Origin of the sequence: Shewanella indica (assembly GCF_033842865.1) — a bacterium.
Taxonomy (GTDB): Bacteria; Pseudomonadota; Gammaproteobacteria; order Enterobacterales; family Shewanellaceae; genus Shewanella; species Shewanella indica.
Genome location: NZ_JAWXXR010000001.1, coordinates 2,703,694 through 2,725,699, shown reverse-complemented (window position 1 = coordinate 2,725,699; position 22,006 = coordinate 2,703,694). Strand labels below are relative to the sequence as shown.

22 protein-coding genes and 2 other annotated features are annotated in these 22,006 nt (G+C 52.1%); of the genes, 10 read left to right on the top strand and 12 right to left on the bottom strand.

The window, feature by feature from the left end; genetic code table 11:
• Positions 1 to 13: 13 nt before the first annotated feature.
• Positions 14 to 856, bottom strand: coding sequence for an HDOD domain-containing protein (locus tag SIL79_RS12265; protein ID WP_039034241.1), 843 nt, complete (start codon positions 854 to 856; stop codon positions 14 to 16).
• Positions 857 to 1,286: 430 nt separating this feature from the next.
• Here SIL79_RS12265 and trhP point away from each other — a divergent pair, with 430 nt between their 5' ends.
• The 3 genes from trhP to SIL79_RS12250 all read left to right on the top strand — a co-directional run bounded on the left by trhP (position 1,287) and on the right by SIL79_RS12250 (position 3,380).
• The gene (gene trhP / locus SIL79_RS12260) at positions 1,287 to 2,651 is read left to right on the top strand and encodes a prephenate-dependent tRNA uridine(34) hydroxylase TrhP (protein WP_039034240.1); all 1,365 of its coding nucleotides are present in this window, start codon (positions 1,287 to 1,289) and stop codon (positions 2,649 to 2,651) included.
• Positions 2,652 to 2,920: 269 nt separating this feature from the next.
• Positions 2,921 to 3,172 carry a YfhL family 4Fe-4S dicluster ferredoxin gene (locus SIL79_RS12255; RefSeq protein ID WP_028779037.1) on the top strand — a complete coding sequence of 84 codons (252 nt, stop codon included), beginning with the start codon at positions 2,921 to 2,923 and terminating at the stop codon, positions 3,170 to 3,172.
• A gap of 10 nt (positions 3,173 to 3,182) precedes the next feature.
• Entirely contained in the window at positions 3,183 to 3,380 is a 198-nt protein-coding gene (locus tag SIL79_RS12250; protein WP_373297519.1) for a hypothetical protein, read from the top strand.
• 91 nt (positions 3,381 to 3,471) lie between these two features.
• On the opposite strand, the gene SIL79_RS12245 is transcribed toward SIL79_RS12250, so the two are convergent.
• Together SIL79_RS12245 and ltaE are read right to left on the bottom strand one after the other, a co-directional pair.
• Positions 3,472 to 3,840, bottom strand: a complete 369-nt coding sequence (locus tag SIL79_RS12245; RefSeq protein WP_025009448.1) for an acyl-CoA thioesterase — start codon at positions 3,838 to 3,840, stop codon at positions 3,472 to 3,474.
• A 166-nt stretch (positions 3,841 to 4,006) separates the two neighbouring features.
• Positions 4,007 to 5,023 carry a low-specificity L-threonine aldolase gene (gene ltaE, locus SIL79_RS12240; protein WP_039034238.1) on the bottom strand — a complete coding sequence of 339 codons (1,017 nt, stop codon included), beginning with the start codon at positions 5,021 to 5,023 and terminating at the stop codon, positions 4,007 to 4,009.
• Positions 5,024 to 5,385: 362 nt separating this feature from the next.
• Between ltaE and SIL79_RS12235 the strand changes: the two genes are divergently transcribed.
• Positions 5,386 to 6,027 (top strand): trimeric intracellular cation channel family protein, encoded by a 642-nt coding sequence (locus SIL79_RS12235; protein ID WP_039034237.1) that lies wholly within the window; start codon positions 5,386 to 5,388, stop codon positions 6,025 to 6,027.
• A gap of 141 nt (positions 6,028 to 6,168) precedes the next feature.
• Here SIL79_RS12235 and thrC read toward each other — a convergent pair whose 3' ends face one another.
• Genes thrC through thrA form a run of 3 tightly spaced genes read right to left on the bottom strand, consistent with a single transcriptional unit; the run spans position 6,169 to position 10,921 of the window.
• Positions 6,169 to 7,461 (bottom strand): threonine synthase, encoded by a 1,293-nt coding sequence (thrC, locus tag SIL79_RS12230; protein WP_162206960.1) that lies wholly within the window; start codon positions 7,459 to 7,461, stop codon positions 6,169 to 6,171.
• 38 nt (positions 7,462 to 7,499) lie between these two features.
• Positions 7,500 to 8,459, bottom strand: a complete 960-nt coding sequence (gene thrB / locus SIL79_RS12225) for a homoserine kinase (RefSeq protein WP_162206961.1) — start codon at positions 8,457 to 8,459, stop codon at positions 7,500 to 7,502.
• Positions 8,456 to 10,921, bottom strand: a complete 2,466-nt coding sequence (gene thrA / locus SIL79_RS12220; RefSeq protein ID WP_039034234.1) for a bifunctional aspartate kinase/homoserine dehydrogenase I — start codon at positions 10,919 to 10,921, stop codon at positions 8,456 to 8,458. The genes thrB and thrA overlap by 4 nt, the downstream gene beginning before the upstream one ends.
• A 34-nt stretch (positions 10,922 to 10,955) precedes the next feature.
• Positions 10,956 to 11,076 (bottom strand) — a sequence feature (Thr leader region).
• 78 nt (positions 11,077 to 11,154) lie between these two features.
• On the opposite strand from thrA, the gene SIL79_RS12215 reads away from it, so the two are divergent.
• From SIL79_RS12215 to SIL79_RS12205, 3 genes are all read left to right on the top strand, one after another.
• The gene (locus tag SIL79_RS12215) at positions 11,155 to 11,280 is read left to right on the top strand and encodes a hypothetical protein (protein WP_256213954.1); all 126 of its coding nucleotides are present in this window, start codon (positions 11,155 to 11,157) and stop codon (positions 11,278 to 11,280) included.
• 292 nt (positions 11,281 to 11,572) lie between these two features.
• Positions 11,573 to 12,184: a peptidylprolyl isomerase gene (slyD, locus tag SIL79_RS12210; protein WP_039034233.1), complete on the top strand. Its 612-nt coding sequence runs from the start codon at positions 11,573 to 11,575 to the stop codon at positions 12,182 to 12,184.
• Between the two features lie 154 nt (positions 12,185 to 12,338).
• On the top strand, positions 12,339 to 12,719 hold the full coding sequence (locus SIL79_RS12205) for a hypothetical protein (protein ID WP_052248087.1): 381 nt from the start codon (positions 12,339 to 12,341) through the stop codon (positions 12,717 to 12,719).
• A 1-nt stretch (position 12,720) separates the two neighbouring features.
• Here the strand turns inward: SIL79_RS12205 and trpR are convergent, their stop codons facing one another.
• Positions 12,721 to 12,996: a trp operon repressor gene (gene trpR, locus SIL79_RS12200; protein WP_039034232.1), complete on the bottom strand. Its 276-nt coding sequence runs from the start codon at positions 12,994 to 12,996 to the stop codon at positions 12,721 to 12,723.
• Between the two features lie 197 nt (positions 12,997 to 13,193).
• On the opposite strand from trpR, the gene SIL79_RS12195 reads away from it, so the two are divergent.
• A complete protein-coding gene (locus SIL79_RS12195; protein ID WP_162206962.1) occupies positions 13,194 to 13,646 on the top strand; it encodes a c-type cytochrome in 453 nt (150 codons plus the stop codon).
• A gap of 61 nt (positions 13,647 to 13,707) precedes the next feature.
• Here the strand turns inward: SIL79_RS12195 and SIL79_RS12190 are convergent, their stop codons facing one another.
• Positions 13,708 to 14,385: a cytochrome b/b6 domain-containing protein gene (locus SIL79_RS12190; protein ID WP_039034230.1), complete on the bottom strand. Its 678-nt coding sequence runs from the start codon at positions 14,383 to 14,385 to the stop codon at positions 13,708 to 13,710.
• Between the two features lie 312 nt (positions 14,386 to 14,697).
• Between SIL79_RS12190 and hpf the strand changes: the two genes are divergently transcribed.
• Positions 14,698 to 15,051 carry a ribosome hibernation-promoting factor, HPF/YfiA family gene (hpf, locus tag SIL79_RS12185; RefSeq protein ID WP_039034229.1) on the top strand — a complete coding sequence of 118 codons (354 nt, stop codon included), beginning with the start codon at positions 14,698 to 14,700 and terminating at the stop codon, positions 15,049 to 15,051.
• A gap of 110 nt (positions 15,052 to 15,161) precedes the next feature.
• Positions 15,162 to 15,279, top strand: a sequence feature (Phe leader region).
• Between the two features lie 38 nt (positions 15,280 to 15,317).
• A complete protein-coding gene (locus SIL79_RS12180; protein ID WP_319619305.1) occupies positions 15,318 to 17,273 on the top strand; it encodes a chorismate mutase in 1,956 nt (651 codons plus the stop codon).
• Here the strand turns inward: SIL79_RS12180 and SIL79_RS12175 are convergent.
• The 4 genes from SIL79_RS12175 to hcp form a co-directional block, all read right to left on the bottom strand.
• Positions 17,261 to 18,562 carry a cation:proton antiporter gene (locus tag SIL79_RS12175; protein ID WP_162206964.1) on the bottom strand — a complete coding sequence of 434 codons (1,302 nt, stop codon included), beginning with the start codon at positions 18,560 to 18,562 and terminating at the stop codon, positions 17,261 to 17,263. The genes SIL79_RS12180 and SIL79_RS12175 overlap by 13 nt on opposite strands.
• 46 nt (positions 18,563 to 18,608) lie before the next feature.
• The gene (locus SIL79_RS12170) at positions 18,609 to 18,944 is read right to left on the bottom strand and encodes a hypothetical protein (protein WP_039034226.1); all 336 of its coding nucleotides are present in this window, start codon (positions 18,942 to 18,944) and stop codon (positions 18,609 to 18,611) included.
• Between the two features lie 99 nt (positions 18,945 to 19,043).
• Positions 19,044 to 20,135: a hybrid-cluster NAD(P)-dependent oxidoreductase gene (locus SIL79_RS12165; protein WP_233962537.1), complete on the bottom strand. Its 1,092-nt coding sequence runs from the start codon at positions 20,133 to 20,135 to the stop codon at positions 19,044 to 19,046.
• Positions 20,136 to 20,203: 68 nt separating this feature from the next.
• Positions 20,204 to 21,865 carry a hydroxylamine reductase gene (gene hcp, locus SIL79_RS12160; protein ID WP_162206966.1) on the bottom strand — a complete coding sequence of 554 codons (1,662 nt, stop codon included), beginning with the start codon at positions 21,863 to 21,865 and terminating at the stop codon, positions 20,204 to 20,206.
• Positions 21,866 to 22,006: the final 141 nt, after the last annotated feature.

The following is a 22,006-nucleotide window of genomic DNA, read 5'->3' as shown; positions in this document are numbered from 1 at the left end:
ATTATTTTAACTTTTACTCATAGCTTTGCTTGATTGAGTGATATTTGTCCAAAAACTCATCACAGCCAAGTAGTTCGGCACTGACGGGTAAGCCTCTGTCGACAAAGACTTCCAGACGCTGTTCAAGCTCGGCGCCGGCTCGTAACTCACCGGTATAAAAAGCCGCCGAGCGAATAAAATCCAGGTAAGTCACATGATCCGGCAGATAGGGCAGATCAGCCCAACGTTCGACCACTTCCATCACATCCGGGGCAAAGTCCCAGCTCTTGAGTACCGCTCTCCCTATCGGCCCTTGCATCTTGCGCACCAAAGCTCTTAGCTGATCTATACTGCCAAAAAGCTCTGGGTGAGCCTCGGCCTCGGTCAGTACCGGCAAGGCACCGATATTGTGCACCAACCCGGCCAGGGTCAAAGTATCATAATTCAGGCCGCTACCCGGATGGGTCTTGTTATAGATAAGTAACATGGCTCCGGCCGCAGCAGTAACATCTATTGAAGTGCGCCACACTTCGTCCATGACCTCCCACACCATCTCGTTGGTGGAGATAAACAACTGCTCCATGGCGATAGAGGTAGCGATAGATTTTATCTGCGCCAAACCTATACGGGTCACCGCGCTGTTGATGTTTTCCGCCGGGATCCCCCGGCTGTAGAAAGCACTGTTGGCTACCTTGATCATACGCGCCGATATGGCGGCATCCTGACCTATGATATCGGCAACTTCCCTCAAGCTTGAATCGGGACGACTGACGACTTCCTGCACCCGCATGGCTACTTCCGGCAAGGTTGGCAGCACCAGGGTATCGTTCTTGAGTTTCCGCAACAAACCAACCAAGAGTTGATGTTCGGTAGACATGCACTCTCCAATGTAAAAAAACTGTTCAAATACTGTGACTCAGTATATCAGTAACCCAGGTGGCCGCGAGCGTAAAAAAGCGTCAAATGATATCAATTCGTTTAAAGCCAACACCTGAAATCGACAGTAGGTCACAGATTAATACTAATTTATTTAAGTAATAAGTTATCTCTAGGATTTGTGCCAAACAGTGGCGGAGAGTATCACCAGGCCGACGACGCTGTGGGGGGGAATATTGATTTATAGAATAAAATACCCTTAGCAGATATTCCCCGGCGAGATGAACTGCTGCTCCGAAATGCTATAATCAACATCCTTTACTAAAACACTTATCTTGCGATGTTTGCATAGCCCCACTTTTATTAAGTAAAATGCCGCCCCTGCTGCCAAGTCGCGCAACCGCCGGACTGCCGTTAATTGAGAGTAAATTATGTTTAAACCAGAGCTTCTGTCTCCCGCCGGGACCCTGAAAAATATGCGTTATGCCTTTGCCTATGGTGCAGACGCCGTATATGCGGGCCAACCCAGATACAGCTTAAGGGTACGTAACAACGACTTTAAGATGGAAAATCTGGCTACAGGCATTCAGGAAGCCCATGCTCTGGGTAAAAAACTCTATGTGGTCAGCAATATCGCTCCCCACAATGCCAAGCTCAAGACCTATATCAAGGATATGGAGCCAGTGGTTGCTATGCAGCCGGATGCCCTCATCATGTCAGATCCCGGTCTCATCATGATGGTTCGTGAAGCCTTTCCCGAACAGGTTGTACACCTTTCAGTACAGGCCAACGCCATCAACTGGGCCTCGGTTAAATTCTGGCAGTCTCAGGGGATCAAGCGCGTGATCCTCTCCCGCGAGCTATCACTGGATGAAATTGAAGAGATCCGTCAGCGTTGCCCGGACATAGAGCTGGAAGTGTTTGTTCACGGCGCACTGTGTATGGCCTATTCCGGCCGTTGCCTGTTGTCCGGCTATATCAATAAGCGCGATCCCAACCAAGGCACCTGCACCAATGCTTGCCGCTGGAAGTATGATGCCCACGAGGCCAAGGAAAATGAAACCGGCGACATAGTCGCAGTCAACCCGGTGCAGATAGAGCAGCCGACTTTGGGCCAGGGCCCTAGCAGCGATCAGATTTTCCTGCTGCAGGAAGCCAACCGTCCCGGCGAATATATGCCGGCCTTCGAAGACGAGCACGGCACCTACATAATGAACTCCAAAGATCTGCGCGCCATTCAGCATGTGGAGCGCCTGAGCCGTATCGGCGTGGATTCATTGAAGATTGAAGGCCGCACCAAGTCCTTCTACTACGTGGCCCGCACGGCGCAGCTTTACCGTCAGGCCATAGACGATGCCGCAGCCGGAAAAGACTTCGATCGCAGCTTAATGAATCGCTTGGAAGGCTTGGCCCACAGAGGCTACACCGAGGGCTTCCTGCGGCGTCACGTTCACGATGAGTACCAGAACTATGAATACGGCCACTCTATCAGTGACAACCAGCAGTTTGTCGGTGAGTTTACCGGTAAGCGTAACGCCGAAGGCCTGGCCGAAATCGAAGTGAAGAACAAGTTTTTGCTGGGTGACAGCCTGGAGATGATGACGCCGCAGGGCAACATCAACCTGATATTGGAAAGCTTGCAAAACCGTAAGGGTGAAGCCATTGAGGCAGGTTTAGGTTCGGGCCATACCGTCTACATGCCGGTACCGGCCGATTTGGAACTGGACTCAGCCATCTTGCTGCGTAACTTGCCGGAGGGGATGGACACCCGCAATCCCCACGCCGCAACCAAGTGAGTCCTGTCTTCCTGAGTATATTCCCAACCTTACACGAAAGGCTGCCTTCAGGCAGTCTTTCGTTTTACGCAAGTCATAGTGCTCTATAACAATCCCGTTGTAGTCATGCGTATTGGTTATCAATAATAGTGCTGCCGACAGAGGTGCTCCCCCTGTGATAAAATCTGTGCTATGACTTAGTTTGGGCTGCACCTGCTACTGTTTTGTGCGCCAAGCGTTGACCGAAAACCTGCTCGGCAGGATAAGTAATTCCGAGGTAATACAAGGCAATGGCCTTAATCATTGATGACAGCTGCATTAACTGCGACATGTGTGAGCCCGAGTGCCCCAACCAAGCCATTACTATGGGGGAAGAGATCTATGAGATAGATCCGGCGCGCTGCACCGAATGTGTTGGCCACTACGACAACCCAACCTGTGTTTCTGTTTGCCCTATAGACTGTATCGACAAGGATCCCGAACATCAGGAAACCCAAGACGAATTGCTGGTAAAATACGCTCAACTGACCGGCAAGCTATAAGGATAAAATGATGAAAACATTACTGCTTATTGCTGCATTACTCAGTCTTGGCGCCTGTGCCGAGCTCAAGGAAACCGGCCGAACCATAGGCCACACCACCAGAGACGTGACCAAGGAGATAGGCCACACCACCCGGGATGTGACCCGTGAAATCGGCCACGCCTCCCGTGATGCCGCCAAATCGGTCAAGGAAGAATTAAAAGACTGAGCCATCACGTCCAAGAAGTTCAAGCCCTTTCTCGCCAGCCAACAGGGCAAAGCTCTGCCCGGTTGGCAAGCACATTCAAACATCAGAGTTATCAGGCGGCATTGGCCCTCATACCGTGAGGCACGGGCAAACCGGCTTCATTCACATTAACGAAGACCATCTTGTCAATGCTGACAATAGGTGCCAGATTCAATTTATTGCGCACTTCGCAGCGAATAGTGATGGAAGTATGTCCCAGGCTGATAAGCTCGAGGCCAAACTCAATCACATCCCCAAGCTTGGCCGGGGTCATAAAGTTGATTTCCGAGATAAGCTTGGTCACATGGCTGACACTCTTCATCTGGCATGCGGCGAAGATGGCGGCTTCCTCATCAATCCAGCTCATCAACTGTCCACCGAACAAGGCTCCCGCCGGGTTGAGATGTTCGTGTTTAACCAAACGCCGACTGTAGTATTTCATGTTTGCGTCCTCGCATTCACCTGTGATTGGAATTCTCACTTGAACTAAAGCAAATTGGACGCCAAACATTCAATCAATATAATTCAATAAGTTACACCACACTTATGCTCATAAATGCCATTACGGTGCACCAGGATAACTCCTGCTGCACCGTAATGGACCATGCTCAAACCTGACTGAGCACCCGCTTGAAGGCCTGCAGAGTCTTGTCGATATCGGCGGCGCTGATATCTTTGTGCGTCACCAAGCGTAGTTGCCGAGCGCCGCTGATACGCACTCCTTCCTGCAACAAGCCTTTGACCAGAGCTTCAATATCCACTTCATCGGCCAAAGTGGCAAACACCATATTAGTTTGTACCTGGCTCATATCCAGTGCCAGCTCATCCAACTGACTCAAACCTTCGGCCAAAACCTTGGCATTGGCGTGATCTTCCGCCAAACGCGCCACCTGCTCAGTCAAGGCCAACTCAGCGGCAGCAGCCAGGATCCCGGCCTGGCGCATTCCGCCACCCAGCATCTTGCGCCAGCGACGCGCCTTGTGAATAAGCCGCTCATCCCCGAGTAATAAAGAGCCAACCGGTGCCGCCAACCCCTTGGATAGACAGATGGATACCGAGTCGAAATACTGGGTTATATCGGCTATCTCCAACCCCTGCGCCACAGCCGCATTGGCCACCCTGGCGCCATCGAGATGGATTTTCAAACCGTGATTGAAGGCCAGGTGCTGCGCCTTGGCCAGGTACTCCTGCGGCAATATCTTTCCGCCTATGGTGTTTTCCAGGCTTAATAGACGGGTGCGGGCAAAGTGAAAATCATCGGGTTTGATGGCAGCGCGAATATCTTCAAGCGCTATGCTGCCATCGGCCTGATTATTCAGTGGTTGAGGCTGAATACTGCCTAACACGGCCGCGCCACCGCCTTCAAACTTATAATTGTGGGCTTGTTGACCACACAGATATTCATCGCCCCGCTCGCAGTGGGACATGAGTGCCAACAGGTTGGCCTGAGTGCCCGAGCTGGTAAACAAGGCACTGTCAAAGCCGAACATCTCGGCGGCCATAGCTTCGAGGCGATTTACCGTAGGATCATCGCCGTAAACATCATCGCCCACCTGCGCGGCCGCCATGGCCTGACGCATCGCAGCAGTAGGTTGAGTCACGGTATCGCTTCTGAAATCTATCATCTATCCCCCATATCACATCCAGTTGCCCCACATTAAGATACATGAGGCCAAAACACTCTAGCGCTGCTCGGCTTGACTGTACAGCGCCAGGAGCGCAAAGCGGAATAACTGGAGTTTTCACCTAATTGGGAGCAACAATAAACCCAAACAAACCGACAGCAAGACAAAGATAAAAATCAATCAGTAATCCTCATGCGCAAAAAAATACAAAACCATTTAAAATCATAAAACTAAAAAACAAGAATCTAAACAAATCAAATAAAACATAAATAAAACTAATCCAAATATTTAAATAAAATCACTATTAAACTGCGGTGTTTTCCGGCAGAATTCTGATCCTCTGTTATTTTGATGCGAATATTATGCAAGAAGCTCAGTTTATCGCCATACTTTGGCTGATTGGTGTACTGGCCGAAGCTATGACCGGTGCCTTGGCGGCGGGTAAAAAACAGATGGATCTCTTTGGCGTGGTAATTATAGGTTGTGCTACCGCCATAGGCGGCGGCACGCTCAGAGACATCTTGTTGGGTAACTACCCGTTAATCTGGGTAGAAAACTGGCATTATCTGGTGGCTATCGGCTTTGCTTCACTGCTGACGGTGATAATCGCCCCTGTGATGCGTTACCTGTCAAAGCTGTTTCTGGCAATCGATGCTCTTGGCCTGGCAGTGTTTTCCATTGTCGGAGCTCAAAAGACCCTGCTGCTGGGCTTCAGCCCAGTTGTCGCTGTGGTGATGGGAGTGATTACCGGGGTTTTTGGCGGTATTATTCGCGATATTCTCTGTAATCAGATGCCGCTTATATTCCGCAAAGAGTTGTACGCTGTGATCTCCATTATCACGGCTGGGCTCTATGTATTTTTATCGCAATGGCAACTGACAGAATGGCTAAATCTCAGCCTGTGCCTCACTCTAGGGTTCAGTTTGAGGATGCTGGCTATAAAGTATCACTGGGCCATGCCAACCTTCGACTACCAAACCGGCTCAGATCCACATCCGGATTGATAATACACTTGGTAAGCACTGCCAAGCCAAACACAGATCCAACGTATTGTTTATCAGTTGGATCTGTGTTTATTAACCTACAGCTGTAGATGTTTCATCTAGCTGTTAATTTTGGAGGCCTGCTTGGCTTCCAAAACCAGACTATAATTCCTCATCCAGAACCGCAAACATGTGCTGTTTAAGGCTATCAAAATCGGCCGGCAGAACAGCCGACAGCAACGCCTTATCGGCCACTCTTTGCAATGCCAGAGGCAGTGGCAGGCTGGTGTTCAGCTCGCGGTCGACCACATCCTTGAATTTGGCCGGATGCGCGGTTGCCAGAAAGATCCCCTGCTCTTCCTCCTTCAATGACAAGCGCAGTGCCTCGGCAGCCACCGCCGCATGGGGCTCGGCCAGATAACCTGTCTGCTCAAGCGCTAACATGGCCTGACGGGTTTGCCCCTCGGACAGCGCCAGGCCGGACAAGTCAGACAGTGGCCATTTCATCTCGGCAAAAATCGCTTCCACTCTGGGCCAGTTACTCGGCTCGGACACATCCATGGCGTTGGACATGGTCGCAACGGTCTGCCGCGGTGCCCAATCACCAAAACTCAAATAGCGCGGTACAGTATCATTGCTGTTGGTGGCCGCCACAAAGCGCTTGATAGGCAATCCCATGGCTTTGGCCAGCAGACCCGCGGTCAGGTTACCGAAGTTACCACTGGGAACACTGACAACCGGCGCCGATTGATGCTGCTTTCTATGCTGGGCAACCGCTTCAAAGTAATAACAGATCTGCGCCAGCAAGCGGCTGATGTTGATGGAGTTGGCCGAGTTCAGGTGTAAACCGTCACGAATATCACTGTCTTCAAAGGCCTGCTTGACCAAATGCTGACAAGCATCGAAGTCGGCTTCGACCGCAACAGTGTGAATATTGCCGCCCAGAGTGGCAAACATCTTCTCTTGCAACTCACTTATCTTGCCTTTGGGATAGAGCACCATCACCCGCACCTTATCCAGGCCAAAGAAGGCATCGGCCACCGCCGCACCTGTATCCCCTGAGGTAGCGGTCAAAATAGTCAGAGGCTCTGAGCCGCCAAGCTGGTTGAGACACTGAGCCATAAAGCGGGCACCGAAGTCCTTGAAAGCCAAGGTTGGCCCATGAAACAGCTCCAGACAACTGCGCTGTTCGTCTACCTGCACCAGCGGCAGAGGGAAATTAAACGCCTTCTCCACCAGCTTGTCGACACAGTCCTGCCCCAATTCATCGGCGAGCCAAGCACCGAGTATCTGCTTGCTGCGCTCGACAAAAGGCAGGGCCAACAGGGCATCGACATCTGCCAGTTTCGGGATCCGGGTTGGGAAAAAGAGCCCTCGGTCCATGCCAAGACCCAGCTTGAGCGCTTCAGTAAAACTTACCCGCTGTGCCGGGTGCTTGAGGTTATAGAGTTCCATATTGATGCCTTAAATTCTTTTTTGGATGAAAATGCGTTTCAGGACAATATCCGGGTGCCTTGAATATCCAGGCGGCAGATGTGGGCAAAGCCGCCCGCTTCGGTTAAATAGTGTTGCTCCAGGTAGCGTTTGGCCTGCTCGGCGCGGGCCAGATCGCCGCTGATGGAAAACAGGGTTGGGCCGCTGCCGGAAATCCCGGTGGCCAACATACCCAGCTCAGACAATCCGCGCCGCGCCGCCAGATACCCGGGGATAGCCTCGGCTCGATAGGGTTCAGCCAACACATCTTTCAACACAGTCAGCGCCAGTGCCTCATCCTGGCGGTAACAGGCATGAACAAAGGCGCTGAGATTGCGACCAAATTCTATGCAGGTTCCCTTATCGTATTGGTTCGGCATCAAGGCGCGCATGGCCGCCGTCGACAATGAAATCCCGGGATAGGCCACCAGCCAGTACCAAGAATCAAAGGCCGGCAAGGGTTCACAGATACGCCCGGGCAAATCCAGCATCAGTTGCAATCCACCCAAATAGCAAGGCGCCACGTTGTCATAGTGCACCGAGCCGCTGATCTCCCCTTCAAAACGCCCCATCAACGCCAGCAAGGCCTGCTCATCATAGGGACGGCTGAAATATTCATTGAGACCATAGAGCGCTGCCACCACTGAACTGGCACTGGAACCAAGGCCGCTGCCTACCGGCAGGTTCTTGGACAGGGTCAAGGAAACGCCTTGATTGATCCCGGCCTCACCTAGGAAAAACTCGGCGCAGCGATAGACAATATTCTGCTGCGGCTCCTGCGGCAGCTTATGAGCCCAAGGGCCAAGTTGAGTCAGAGAAACGCCGCATGGCGCAGGGCCCACTGTGACTGTATCCCCCAGTAAACTGCCATCAATGGGGGCCAGTGCGGCGCCCAGCAAATCAAAGCCGACACCGACATTTCCCATAGAGGCGGGCGCATAGACAGTCACGGGGGCATTGGCGGGAATAAACTGACTCATGCGCTGACCTCCCGAGTCCAGTTGAGGGTTCTGAGTAAGTCGGCAAACACCCCGGCGGCCGTCACTTCAGTACCGGCGCCATAGCCTCTGAGCACAAAGGGGATCGGCTGGTAGTAGCGGCTGTAGAAAGCCAGCGCATTCTCACCACCTTTGACGCTGAACAGGGGATCATCAGCCGCCACTTCGGCGATACGCACCCTGCAACCTGATTCATCTATCTGGCCGACATAACGCAGGCGTTTACCCTTGGCATGGGCAGCAGCCACTCGTTCGGCAACGGCGGCATCCAGCTGTGGCAAAGCCGCCATAAACTGGGCTACATCGCCTGATGCATCAAAGTCATCCGGCAAGACAGACTCCACCTGAATATCATCCAGCTCCAGCGGCAAGCCCACTTCCCGGGCCAAAATCAACACCTTGCGCGCCACATCCATACCATTGAGGTCGTCTCTGGGGTCCGGCTCAGTGAAGCATTTTTCCCGGGCAATGGCCGTGGCCTGTGACAGACTCATCCCCTCATCCAGCATACCGAAGATAAACGACAGCGAACCCGAGAGTATCCCCTGGAAACGCAACAGCTTATCACCGGCAAACAGCAGCTTTTTCAGGTTATCGATAACCGGCAAACCGGCGCCGACATTGGTTTCATAAAGGAACTGACGCCGCTGGGCCAGCGCGGTTTGCCGCAGCGCGCGGTAAAAAGCCAGCTCACGGGTATTGGCCTTCTTGTTGGGTGTCACCACGTGTAAACCGGCATTCATCACATCCAGATAACGGCCGGCAATGACATCCGAAGAGGTACAATCCAGCAATACGGGATTGAGTAACTGCTGCTCCTTGGCCCAGGCCAACATCTGTGTCAGATCAAAAGCGACGGACGAGTCGTTGAGCCTTGACTGCCAATCGGCCAGGGAGATACCGGCGGCGTCGAGCAACATCTTGCCTGAGTTGGCGATGGCACAAACCCGAATGCTGATATGTTGCCCTTTGAGCATGGCTTCCTGCTGTTTTATCTGCTCCAACAAGCCAGCACCTATGTTACCGGCACCAACCAGGAAGACATCGAGATACTGCTGCACATCGAAAAAGCCCTGGTGACAGGCCGCCACCGCATGACGCGTCTTGCGCTGCTCGACCACGGCAGAAATAGAGCGCTCGGACGAGCCCTGGGCAATGGCAATGATATTGACACTGGCCTGAGCCAGAGCCTGAAAGAAGCGCGCGGCCACGCCCTTGTGGGTACGCATACCGTCACCTATCAGGGATACTATCGCCAGTTGATCCCGCATCTCCAGCGGCTCCAACAGTTCACTCTTGAGCTCTAGTTCAAATTCCTGCTCCAGCGCCCACTTGACTCTGGGGGCATCCAAAGTGGCCACACAGAAACTAATGCTGTACTCACTGGAGCTTTGAGTGATTAGTGATACCGAAACCTTGGCTCTGGCGATGGACTCCAGAATACGCGACGCCATACCCACCATGCCTTTCATTCCCGGGCCTGAAACGTTGAACATGGTTTGGTTGTCCAGATTAGAGATCGCCTTGACCTGCAGCCCGGTCTGATCCGGCTGATTGGATACCAGAGTACCCGGCGCCTGGGGGTTGAAACTGTTTTTGATGTAGCAAGGAATTTGGAACTGGGCTATGGGTGAAATGGTCTTGGGGTGCAGCACCTTGGCGCCAAAATAGGAAAGTTCCATTGCCTCCTGATAACTGAGCTGAGAGAGCAGCTTGGCATCGGCAACCACCCGGGGGTCGGTATTGTATACCCCATCGACATCTGTCCAGATTTCGCAGCTGTCGGCATCCAGACAGGCTGCCAGAACTGCGGCCGAATAATCCGAACCATTGCGTCCCAGAGTCACCACCTTGCCATCGGCACCGGCGGCGGTAAACCCGGGCATAACCCACACTCTTTGCTCATCGAGTTTGAGCAACGCAAATCTGGGCTTACTGACGGCGATATCCACCACAGACTCCAGGGGTGTACCGACACCTAGGAATAATTCCCTCGGATCAAGTAAACCGGCGCTGACTCCCTTATTTTTGAGCACTTCAACCATCAAGGCGGCCGAGAGTCGCTCCCCGGCTACCAGGATCTCGGCCCGCACACTGTCAGGACACTCCCCGAGAAGCTGAACTCCTGCCAATTTTGCGCGCCAACTCGCCAGTTGCTGTGCCAATACCTTCTTCAGCTGCTGTCTGGCTTCCTCTGCGAGAGATACAGATGCATCGGCATACAAGGCTTCAAATACCTCAGCCACCTTGGCAAGGGCCTCGTCAACATCCCCCTTGGCCAACACCATATTAACCATGGCCAACAGATTGTTGGTTACGGTTGCCGGCGCCGACAGTACTGTGGCCACTTGCTCTTCTCTGGCACTGGTCAGAACAATTTCTGCTGCCATTTCAAACCTTTGCCAGTTTGCCAGCGAGGTACCGCCGAACTTCATCACTTTCATCTGTATCTCCTTTAATTACCGCGCCCGCCCAGGAAACAAAAAAGCCCGCTCCTGGATGGGAGCGGGCTTCTTGTTTGCAATTCTTCAGGGTATAGTCAGCCCGCCCCCACACTGGTAATGGTGGTGGTTGTAATGGTGGTAATTACAACTGAGCTTAGCTGATACATTAGGTTTCTATACTCGTTCGTTCTCTTGTATTCAGGCCGGTTCATTCAGGAGTCAATCTCCCAGGAATGGCAGCAATGCAAACAGGATTGCTTTTTTATGTGGCGCTTGTCAAGGGGCGTTTTCATGAAAGTTTTAATAAAATGCCAATCTCATTAAATAAGTCTCACCAAAGTCTGTTTTTAACTGGATAAGTATCAACAAAACTCCCTTATTACCTTTAACCTTGACGTAAAGTGTATTGGATTAAAAGTTGAGTATCAGCCAAGCAAGCGCAGTCAAGCACACCAAGATTCAAGTCAGTACCCCCAAATAGAAATTTTAGAAAAGACGCCTGAACAATAATGGCTTTTCTAATGCCAACCTGACCTAAAATGTCATCTTGGTGGCAAAACTCTGTGCAACAGTTGGCATAAGCAACGCTCGGATATCGCCAGCGCGGAAAAAGCACGTTATCATGCGGCCACATTCTGAACGGGAGGCGATATGCAAATCACCCAACACAGCGCGGTTACCATTCACTACCGCCTGACTGACGCCAAGGGTCAGTTGATAGAAAGTTCTTTTGAGGCAGATCCTATGGTCTACCTCCACGGTATGGAAAACCTGATCCCGGGACTTGAAAAAGCACTGGAAGGCAAGAGCAAAGGCGATACGCTGGAAGTGACCATAGATGCCGAGGAAGCCTATGGCCCATACCATGATGGTCTGCGTCAGGAAGTTCCTCTGGAAGCCTTTGGCGATATCCAGGACATAGTACCTGGTATGCGCTTCATCGCCGAAACTGAAATGGGCCAGCGCCCGGTACAAGTGACCGAAGTACTGGACAACAGTGTTATCGTTGATGGCAACCACCCTCTGGCAGGCCAATCACTGACCTTTAATGTCGAAGTGATGGACGTGCGTGAAGCGACAGCCGAAGAGATTGCTCACGGCCATATCCACGCCCATGGCGGTTGTGGTGGTCACGGCCACGATCACGGCGGTTGCTGTGGCGGTCACGATCACGAACACGGCGGCTGCTGTAATTCAGATGCCGAAGAAGACGCCAAGAAAGAAGGTTGTGACGGTAACGGTGGTTGCGGCTGCCGAGGTTGATAGCCAGTCATACTGACGCCTAAACATATTACTGATTACAATCGAGAGTCCGGCCAATGCCGGACTCTTTGTTTATGGCACTTGGAAAAACAAGGCCTGGTGCCCTGCTTTGGACTAAAATTAATAGATACTCCCGGATACGAAGAAATGCCCCGTGATCTTATCCAGATTGGTCTATGAGAGCCTGCCCTATCTGTATTTTTTAACCGGTAGCCTGACGCTCTATTTACTCGAATCCTTACTTGGGATCCTGGGATCAGTTTTGCTTATATTGGTTGCGGCCCGGATTTACAACCTGCGTTCGAGTCACAGACGCAGCGATCCCAAACGCCTGCGACGGGGAGGAGTTTGGCCCGCCCCCCTGTATGCAGGATTGCCTTTCCTCTGGCTGTTGTCGGGCATGTTGCTGTTAAGGTTTGCCGACCAGGAAGTATATCAACTACTAGGACTGCTCATCTGTGCCTGGGGCGGCTATATTTTGAATCAGCGCCATCTATACCGCCGCCACAAATTGCCGCGACAACCCCTAATGTGACTCAAAGGATCAAGGCGCGGATTTTTTCTCTAAGCGCTTCGGGCATATGCTTCAAATAATTGGAGCAACGGGTTATGGTTGCTATGCTCACCTCGAACTCGGCCGCAATCTGCCGCTGACTCATCTCACCTTCAAGCAATACCTGAAACACCTTCAAACGGCCGGCGATGGCATGTCTTTCATCATCGGTCAGCAGTAATTCAAACAGGCAATTAAGGTCTTCGGGATTATTGTGAGTCAGTACTTTCTCCAGTACTGATATCCAATCAGGGCGCATAGCAACTCTTTCGTGTTCACGTAATGGTACGTGAACACAGTATAGCGTTGTTTTCTTGCGAAAAAAAGTCGTGTTTTAGCAGCCAGTTACTGACAAAACTTTACATGTAAACTGAAAAAGTCTACTCCCTAGGTCAAACAAAATGTGTACAATAGCCAAGCAATGTCACATTAACGCACAAACTTGTGAGAATGATAATGAAAAAATACTTACTGATGTTAGCCGCCACCGCGGCGCTTAGCGCTACAGCTGTTCAGGCCCACAACTTTGAAAGCAGCGATGATGCCATCCAGTACCGTCAGTCTGGTTTCAGCCTGATGGCCTATAACTTCGGTGATATCGGTGCCATGCTCAAAGGCAAGAAAGACTTTAACGCCGATGTTGCAGCTATGCGTGCAGCCAATGTGGCAGCCCTGGCGAAACTGCCACTGGAAGGCTTTATCGATGGTTCAGACAAAGGTGATACTGAAGCCCTGGCCAAGATTTGGGCCGACAAGGCTGACTTTGAAGCCAAGTTCAAAGAACTGCAAACCAATGCCGACGCCCTGGCTCTTGCAGCCAAAGGCGGCGACAAGAATGAGCTGAAAAAAGCCTTCGGTGCCGTTGGCAAGAGCTGCAAAGGCTGCCACGACGTATACAAGAAAGACTAATCTCTTTCGTTGATTACATTAAAAAAGCCTGCATCAAGCAGGCTTTTTATTGTTTGGAAGCTTACAACATACCTATCACGGGCATCATCAAAAAGTGCACCACAGGCACGGCGACTACCAATAAAAGCACCAATGCCAGTATCAAAGAGGCAAACCTGGGTTGCTGCGCTTCCGCAGCCGGTAAGCGCTTATAGCCACTGAACATTGCCCCCACCAGCTTTTCACCTTTGAAGCGGTGCAGCAAGACGGCGGCCACATGAATCCCGGCAAGGATCAATAAAAGATCAAAATTTTTCTTGTGTAGCCAGGTAAACCAACTGGCAGTTTCACCGCTAACAAAAGAAACCAAGGGTCCTTCGGTAAATATCTCATCTGTGGCAAATAACCCCGACACCAGTTGCAGACTGATGATGGTCAGCAAGAGTATTACCATATAACCCCCTAGAGGATTATGCCCCAGAGAATGAGGAGCCTGCTTGGCCCGCATTTTGGCAAGATAATCCAATGCCTGACGGGGATGGCGAACAAAATGACTGAAACGGGCGGTGTCACTGCCGATAAAGCCCCAAATAAGCCGTACCACCAACAAGATCATCAGACTATAGGCGAACAACTGGTGATAGCTCATCTCGCCCTGATCGGCACTCCACCACAGCCCGCCCAAGAGCAGCAACATGCCCCAATGAAACACCCGTACAGGTATATCCCAGACCTTCACTTTAACTTCGTTGTTATTCATAAAGTACTTCCTGTTATCACCCGTTTTGGCCCGAACGGCATAAGGGTAAAGAGTTGTAGATAATACACATGATGATATTTAAAGCGACGGGAGGAGGCAATCGGAAAGGACTGATACTCAGTGATCTCATCAAATATGGCCCTTTATCAACCAGGGTTCAAGACTTTTCAGGGCAAAATAATCCAAACTTGTCTAAGTGATCAAATAAGTGACAAACGCTCTCTGACTCGCCACAAATATTGATCTGGATCACATTTTTAAGTCTGGGGATTGTTAATCTGAAGCCAAGGAAGCAACAGAGGGTTTGACAATATGCTAAAGATCACCAGCAAGCAATTTGAAGTCACAGCTGCCATCCGTGAACGCGTTGAGAGTCGCCTTACCAAACTGGACCGTTACGATACTCAGCTGATTAATCCCCATGTCATCATCCTCAAAGAAGGGCCACTCTTTAAAATAGAAGCATCAATTAAACTGGCCAACGGACAACTTTTTGCCCAGGCGAAACATGAAAATCTCTACGCAGCCATAAATGCAATGGGACAAAAGCTGGAAAAACAGCTCAATCGCCTGACCCACAAACCCGCAGCTCAGCGTGGTGCCTTTGAACCCGAAGCCACCGAACCTGAGTTCGAATACGATTACAAGGAGGACTACGCAGCTTGATATTTCAATCTCCCACTAACCAGCGCACCTCCGGGTGCGCTTTTCATTATTGAAGCCTAGGATTTTTTGATTGACAGCCCAAGGGGATAGTTTTAGCTTAATCGTCATGCCATACCTTAATCGCTCGTTTTTTATTTTCTTTTTTACACCTTATTCCCGGAGGCGGCCCTGACGTGTAAAAACGAAAATGAAAATTGCCAAGCCTCCCACCAGGGAGGCTTTTTTGTCTGTATCATGCACTGAGTATTACTGGTTTAGAGGTCTGAATGAATAAAGTACCGCCGCTGGAGCGAATAAGGGATGACATCACTACCCTGGACAGGGATCTGTTGGCGCTGTTGGCCAAACGTCGACAACTCAGCCTGGAAGTCGCCCGCAGCAAAGAGGTGGACATTCGCCCTATCCGTGATACCCAGAGAGAAAAAGAACTCTTGGCAAGGTTGGTTCGCCAAGGGCGGGAACAGGGATTGGATGCCCATTATGTCATCAGTCTGTACCAGGCCATAATTGAAGATTCAGTGCTGAACCAGCAGGCCTACCTCCAGGGCAGAGCCAATCCCGAAACCCAAAAACAGCAATACTGCATCGCCTATTTGGGCGCCAGAGGTTCATATTCCTATCTGGCCGCCAGTCGCTACTGTCAACGCCGTCAGGTAGAGATGCAGGATCTGGGTTGCCAGAACTTTGATGATATAGTGCAGGCTGTCGAGTCCGGCCATGCCGATTATGGGTTTCTGCCGATAGAAAACACCTCATCCGGCTCCATCAACGAAGTGTATGATGTGTTGCAGCACACCAGCCTGGCTATTGTGGGTGAAACCACTATAGAAGTGGGCCACTGTCTGCTGGCCAAAGCGGGAAGCAAACTTGCCGATATCAAAACCGTCTACGCTCACCCCCAACCCATCAGCCAATGCAGTCGCTACCTGAGCCGCCATCCCGACTTTCGTCTGGAATATTGTGCCAGCAGCGCCGAAGCGATGGAAAAGGTTCTCCAGGGCGATAGCACTGTGGCCGCTATCGGCTCCAGTGAAGGCGGCGCCCTCTACCAATTGGAACCTCTGGAGCAGGAACTGGCCAATCAAAAAATCAACCAGAGCCGTTTTATCGTAGTGGCCCGCAAGGCGATAGAAGTGCCGGAGCAACTGCCGGCCAAAACCACACTGATTATGGCAACCGGTCAAAAGCCAGGCGCCTTGGTGGAAGCTTTGCTGATCCTCAAAGATCACAACCTCAATATGAGTAAGCTGGAGTCACGCCCTATCCCGGGCACGCCTTGGGAAGAGATGTTTTATCTGGATGTCGATGCCAATCTGGCATCCATAGCTATGCAGCAAGCACTTGCCGAGCTTGAGCGACTCACCCGCTTTATCAAGGTACTTGGCTGTTACCCTTGTGAGACGGTCGAGCCAACTCAGCTGAGTCACAGCCAACTGTTGATTGAACCAGAGAGTTCCAGGCAGGACAGCGCCAAACCGTCACCCCAGAGACATTCCCGCCACTATAAACCGGCAAGCACAGAAATTAGTTGTGGTCAGCTCAAACTGGGACAAGGCCAGTTCGCCGCTTTGGCGCAACTTAACCTCCCCATAGATGCAGACAGCTTTGCCCCAAGCGCCAAGGCCCTCAGGGAAGCCGGATTTCAAGGGGTGGTTCTCAGTGCGCTGACGCGTCAGCCCGATGCCAAGCAGCAACTGCCCAAGTTGCAAAGCCTGTTAAACCAAGCCGGGCTGCAGAGCATTATTGCCCTGGAGCATGCAGAAGATCTGGCTCTGGCCCAGACTGCGGCCGACATGCTGCTGCTCAGCGGCAAACAGATGTACAACACAGAGCTGCTCAATGCGCTTGGCGGACAGAACCTGCCGGTGATATTGGAGCGTAATCCCATGGCCAGTCAACAGGATTGGCTGGCCAGCGCCGATACCCTGCTCGCCGGCGGGAATCAGCAGTTGATCCTCTGTGATGCGGGGGGCAGTGGATTGAATCAAGCAGAACAACTTATGTTGGATCTCGCCGCCCTGGTGGAACTAAAAACCCTGAGTCACCTGCCGCTGTTGGTGAATCCAAGCCTGTGCCTCAGCCCAAGCAGCAGTGAGCAAACACTGACGGCTCAGGCCTTGGCTATCAAGACGTTGGGCGTAGATGGTTTAATCATCGCTGCAGATGTCCGTCATCCACAGCAACATGCAGGCTTAATCACCAAGCTGTATCAGACAGCCTGAGTCGCTTCGGCAGCGGCTTTACCGGCCTCTGCCGCCTCACGGCTGCGGCGGATCAAACGGGAAACCGTTGAGCCCTGCACCATGATAGAAAAGACCACCACGGCATAAGTCATTACCAGCAAGAGATCCCTGAGCTCCAGCTCAGGGGTCAGCACTATCCCCGCCGGAATACTCATGGCCATAGCCAGCGCCAGGCCGCCCTTGAGCCCACCCCAGATCAGGATCCCCTCAGCGCCTTGGCTGTATTGCCGCATACGCCTGAACCCCAGATAAGGTAAGTACACGCTGACACATCTTGCCAACAACACCACAGGGATACTCAGCAGCACGAACCACCAGAGTTGCATATCCAGATGGGTCAACAGCAGCAGGAGTCCCAATAGCAGGAACAAGAGCGAATTGAAAAAGTGTTCAAGCAGGCCCCAGAACCTTTGCAGCAATATTCTCCCCGTGACCCCAAAGCATTTGGGCACTGTGAAATTACCCAGCACGATTCCAGCGGCCACCATGGCCAGAGGGCCGGACACCGAAAGTTTTTCTGCCATCACATAACCTGCGGTAGGCACCACCAAGGTAATCAAGAGTCTCTGGGTTTCTTCATCCGTGAGTTTCATCAGTTGATGTAGCGCAAAGGCCAGCGCCAGGCCATAGGCAATGCCGCCAACGGCCTCATGGAAAAACAGCGCGCCGACATCGGCCAGGCTCAGGGCCTCGGCGGAAAAAGCCAGCTGCGAGACAGCAACAAACAGCACCAGGCCAATGCCATCATTGAACAGCGACTCACCCTCAACCTGAATGGCAATATCCTCAGGCGCGCCGAGTTTTTTCAAGATGGCCAAAACCGCTATCGGATCGGTTGGTGATATCAAGGCCCCAAACAACAGGCAGTAACTCCAGGGCAGTGTCAATCCCAGCAGCGGCATCAAATAGAAGCAAAGCGCCGCCACTGTCAGAGTGGAAATCACAGTACCAAACAGAGCCAGACAGAGAATTTCCCATTTCTGGCTGGCCAGCACCTTGAGCCTTATCTGCAGTGCACCGGCGAAGAGCAGAAAACCCAACATACCGTTCAGCAGCAGCGCCTGAAAGTCGAGCCGCTGCAATACCGAAATGGTTTTGATATGGATATCCAGCTCAAACCACTTACCCACCACCAGGATAATCAGGCTAAGGAGCATGGCCAGGCCTGTGATGGCTATGGTTTCCTGCAGTGAGTGAAAACGGCTGGATAACAGCGAGATAATCAGTGCCAGCGCCGCCAGCACACAGAAGAGTTGATAGTCCGTCATATTTCCTTGCGATCAGGCTGACCGCTTCCCTGGTAGCAGACAAGAGCTACATGGCTTGTCCATCTGTAAGGCTGAGCCAGCCCTTGAAGATCCGGTAGCTGAACCAGATAACCCCCAGGGCGCACAAGCTAAGGCTGAGCCACAGCGGGTTGACCCAGTAGCCCATAACCAGTAGCAGTGCCAAACCCATAATACTGCGCCTTTGCCAGCGCAAGTGAGAGCCCAGCAGCGACAGAGGTGCAACCTGCCTTTGGCTTAAGTTAATCAACAGGCTCAGGATCACAGGCAGGAAAAACAATGGAAAGGCACACATAAGCGCATATAAAAAATGGCCCATACTGCGATCTTCACTGGCAAATGCTTCTGAGGGTAAGCTGGTCATAGTCTGTCTCCGGCCAACATCTGGAATGCAGGGCCCAAAGCTCTTGCCCTGCTTTAACCATACTGTGAGATCGCCACTTCTGCAATGCCGGAAACAGAATTAGAAGGGGCCGGTTTCCAGTTGAATATCACTCTTCACCCGGCTGGAGCACGCCAGCACCATACCTGAGTCAATCTCATCCTGGCTGAGTGTCTGCTGGCTGCTGCTTTCCACCTCACCGGAGACAACCCGGCACTTACAGGAGCCACAAACACCGCTGCGACAGGCGGCAATAATGGGCAAGCCTTCAGACTCCAGCGCTTCAAGCAGGGTCTGCTCGCCATTGATGCTGAGCTCAAGGCCGGCAACACTCAAACGGTAATTGGCCGAACCGTCACCCGCGGGCGCCGAGGTATTTTCAGCAAAGCTTTCCTTGTGAAAACGCGTCATATCGAAATCCGCTTGCGCCAGCATCTGCTCTGTGGCCGTCATATAAGCCTCAGGGCCACAAACATACACAGTGCGCTGACGATAATCCGGCACAAGTTGCTCCAGTGCAGCCAAGCTCAGGCGTCCCGGTAACATAGGACACTCGGCAAGGTCCCCGGGGGCTGTCTCACCTACCTGCTCCAGCAGATAGCCCAGTTTAAAGTTATCGTGACGGCTGGCCATGGCCCGCAAACTGCCTCGGAAGATGAGGTCCTGCTCGCTTCTGGCGCTGTGAATAAAGGCGATATCGCTGTCAAGATAGCTGTCGGTCAGAAAACGACTCATGGAAAACATCGGCGTAATGCCACAACCAGCGCTTAAAAATAGATAGCGCTCGGCCGGTATATCGATAAGGTTAAACTGACCGTAAGGCCCTGAAGCCATCAGGCTGTGACCCGGCTTAAGATTATCAATAAGGTAGTTGGAAATTTTGCCGCCTTCGACCCTCTTGATCGTCAGCATCAATGAGTTTGGCCGAGATGGCGAAGAGGAGATGGTATAACAGCGGCGATACTCCTCACCGGCAATCTCCAATTGCAATGCCACAAACTGCCCGGGCTTGAAATGAAAAGACAGCGGCTGGGCCGCTTTAAAACGAAAACTCACCACATCCGGGGTTTCCTGCCAGCGAGCGACACAAATGAGCCGCAGCTCTCCGGGAACCCATTGACCAGCCTGATATTGACTGATTGCCGGCGAAACTTGTAATGGATTGAGTGTCATCGAAACTCCCTCTACAGAGAAAGAAATGGCCGGCATGCCGCAGGCATCCCGGCCTCAAGAGATACGCATCAAGCGGCGCCGAGAATCGCCTCCAGGTCTTCCTCAACCGTACCAACATTGCGCAGGCCGAACTTATCTTCCAGTATCTTCAGCAAATTGGCGGTCAGGAAGGCCGGAGGGGTTGGGCCGGTACGTATGTTCTTCACTCCCAGTGACAGCAAGGTCAACAGGACCACTATCGCTTTCTGCTCAAACCAGGACAGCACCAAACTCAGCGGCAGTTCGTTGATATCACACTCAAATACCTCGGACAGTGCCAACGCCAGCTGGATCGCCGAGTAGGCGTCGTTACACTGGCCGATATCCAGCAATCTGGGGATACCGTTGATATCACCGAATTCGAGCTTGTTGAACTTGTACTTGCCACAGCCCAGGGTCAGGATCAGGCTGTCTTTGGGGGCCGCCTTGGCAAGGTCGGTGAAGTAACTGCGCTCAGCCTTGTCACCATCACAGCCGCCAATCAGGAAGAAGTGACGGATATTGCCGTTCTTGACGTTTTCAACCACGGCAGGCGCCGCGTTCATCAAAGCGTTGCGGGCGAAACCTATGGTGATCATATGGGGGATCTCATCATAGGCAAAGCCTTCAAGCGCCAGTGCCTTGTCGATAACAGCACTGAAATCGTCGCCGGTCAGGTGAGTCACGCCCGGCCAACCAACGATACTACGGGTAAAGATGCGGTCGGCATACTGACCGACATTGGGATCGATAATGCAGTTGGAAGTCATCACCACGGCGCCGGGGAAGTTGGCAAATTCCTTCTGTTGATTTTGCCAGGCGCTGCCGTAGTTCCCCACCAGATGCGGGTATTTCTTCAGTTCGGGATAAGCCAGCGCCGGCAACATCTCACCATGGGTATAGACATTGATGCCCTTGCCTTCAGTCTGTTGCAGGATGAGCTCGAGATCCTTCATATCGTGGCCCGATACCAGGATAGCCTTGCCCTTCACCGGCTTGGTGTTGACCTGAGTCGGCTCTGGATGACCAAAGGCCGCGGTTTCACCGGCATCGAGCATAGCCATCACAGAATAGTTGAGCTGACCTATCTCCATCGCGGTGGCAAACAGTTTGTCAGCATCTGTGCTGTCGGTCGCCAGAAAGGCCATGATCTCGTGGAAACGACCGGCCACTTCGCTGCTGGTTTGATCCAGAACCCGGGCGTGTTCCATATAGGCCGCCGCCCCTTTCAGGCCGTAGAGGCACAGAAGTCGCAAACCGAGAATATCTTCATTAAGGTCATCACCGCGATTGGGCGCAGCCACTTTGGCCTGCTGTAACAGCTCGGCCTTGGACGCCCCCAGCAGCAGAGTCGCCGCGGCGGACATAGGCTCGGGTGTCACGCCCCTTTGTTCGCAAAGTTCCAGATAGCGCTGCTTTAGCTGGTCTCGCAAGCGAGCGGCTTCCTTTGCATATTCGCTAATCCGCTCGTCGTCGAAGTTGACATTGGTCAGAGTGGCGAAAAATGCCTTGGGCACAAAGGTATCGACTTGCGGATCGATAACCTCAAACTCCCGGAGTTTGACAGCATAGGCAGACAGCCCCTGCAACATGTAAATCAACAGATCTTGCAGATCCGAGGTCGCGGCCAATTTACCGCACATCCCCTGGGCATAGCTGCAGCCATTACCGGCCGGGGTTCGAATGGTTTGCTCACACTGAATACAAAACACGGCATATCTCCTTTAATCATGCTTTATTTTTGCATGTTTTAAATCAGTGTACTCTTTCATCGCTCAGACGAAAGAACGTGAGTCATAAAGCTTGAAGGAGATCACCTTAAGCAATTGCTGAATAAATGGCTTTTTGACTTC

Excerpts from the sequence above, each read along its gene's own strand:
- SIL79_RS12265 (WP_039034241.1), bottom strand. The coding sequence starts at position 856 with ATGTCTACCGAACATCAACTCTTGGTTGGTTTGTTGCGGAAACTCAAG.
- trhP (WP_039034240.1), top strand. The coding sequence starts at position 1,287 with ATGTTTAAACCAGAGCTTCTGTCTCCCGCCGGGACCCTGAAAAATATG.
- SIL79_RS12255 (WP_028779037.1), top strand. The coding sequence starts at position 2,921 with ATGGCCTTAATCATTGATGACAGCTGCATTAACTGCGACATGTGTGAG.
- SIL79_RS12250 (WP_373297519.1), top strand. The coding sequence starts at position 3,183 with ATGAAAACATTACTGCTTATTGCTGCATTACTCAGTCTTGGCGCCTGT.
- SIL79_RS12245 (WP_025009448.1), bottom strand. The coding sequence starts at position 3,840 with ATGAAATACTACAGTCGGCGTTTGGTTAAACACGAACATCTCAACCCG.
- ltaE (WP_039034238.1), bottom strand. The coding sequence starts at position 5,023 with ATGATAGATTTCAGAAGCGATACCGTGACTCAACCTACTGCTGCGATG.
- SIL79_RS12235 (WP_039034237.1), top strand. The coding sequence starts at position 5,386 with ATGCAAGAAGCTCAGTTTATCGCCATACTTTGGCTGATTGGTGTACTG.
- thrC (WP_162206960.1), bottom strand. The coding sequence starts at position 7,461 with ATGGAACTCTATAACCTCAAGCACCCGGCACAGCGGGTAAGTTTTACT.
- thrB (WP_162206961.1), bottom strand. The coding sequence starts at position 8,459 with ATGAGTCAGTTTATTCCCGCCAATGCCCCCGTGACTGTCTATGCGCCC.
- thrA (WP_039034234.1), bottom strand. The coding sequence starts at position 10,921 with ATGAAAGTGATGAAGTTCGGCGGTACCTCGCTGGCAAACTGGCAAAGG.
- SIL79_RS12215 (WP_256213954.1), top strand. The coding sequence starts at position 11,155 with ATGGCAGCAATGCAAACAGGATTGCTTTTTTATGTGGCGCTTGTCAAG.
- slyD (WP_039034233.1), top strand. The coding sequence starts at position 11,573 with ATGCAAATCACCCAACACAGCGCGGTTACCATTCACTACCGCCTGACT.
- trpR (WP_039034232.1), bottom strand. The coding sequence starts at position 12,996 with ATGCGCCCTGATTGGATATCAGTACTGGAGAAAGTACTGACTCACAAT.
- SIL79_RS12195 (WP_162206962.1), top strand. The coding sequence starts at position 13,194 with ATGAAAAAATACTTACTGATGTTAGCCGCCACCGCGGCGCTTAGCGCT.
- SIL79_RS12190 (WP_039034230.1), bottom strand. The coding sequence starts at position 14,385 with ATGAATAACAACGAAGTTAAAGTGAAGGTCTGGGATATACCTGTACGG.
- hpf (WP_039034229.1), top strand. The coding sequence starts at position 14,698 with ATGCTAAAGATCACCAGCAAGCAATTTGAAGTCACAGCTGCCATCCGT.
- SIL79_RS12180 (WP_319619305.1), top strand. The coding sequence starts at position 15,318 with ATGAATAAAGTACCGCCGCTGGAGCGAATAAGGGATGACATCACTACC.
- SIL79_RS12175 (WP_162206964.1), bottom strand. The coding sequence starts at position 18,562 with ATGACGGACTATCAACTCTTCTGTGTGCTGGCGGCGCTGGCACTGATT.
- SIL79_RS12170 (WP_039034226.1), bottom strand. The coding sequence starts at position 18,944 with ATGACCAGCTTACCCTCAGAAGCATTTGCCAGTGAAGATCGCAGTATG.
- SIL79_RS12165 (WP_233962537.1), bottom strand. The coding sequence starts at position 20,135 with ATGACACTCAATCCATTACAAGTTTCGCCGGCAATCAGTCAATATCAG.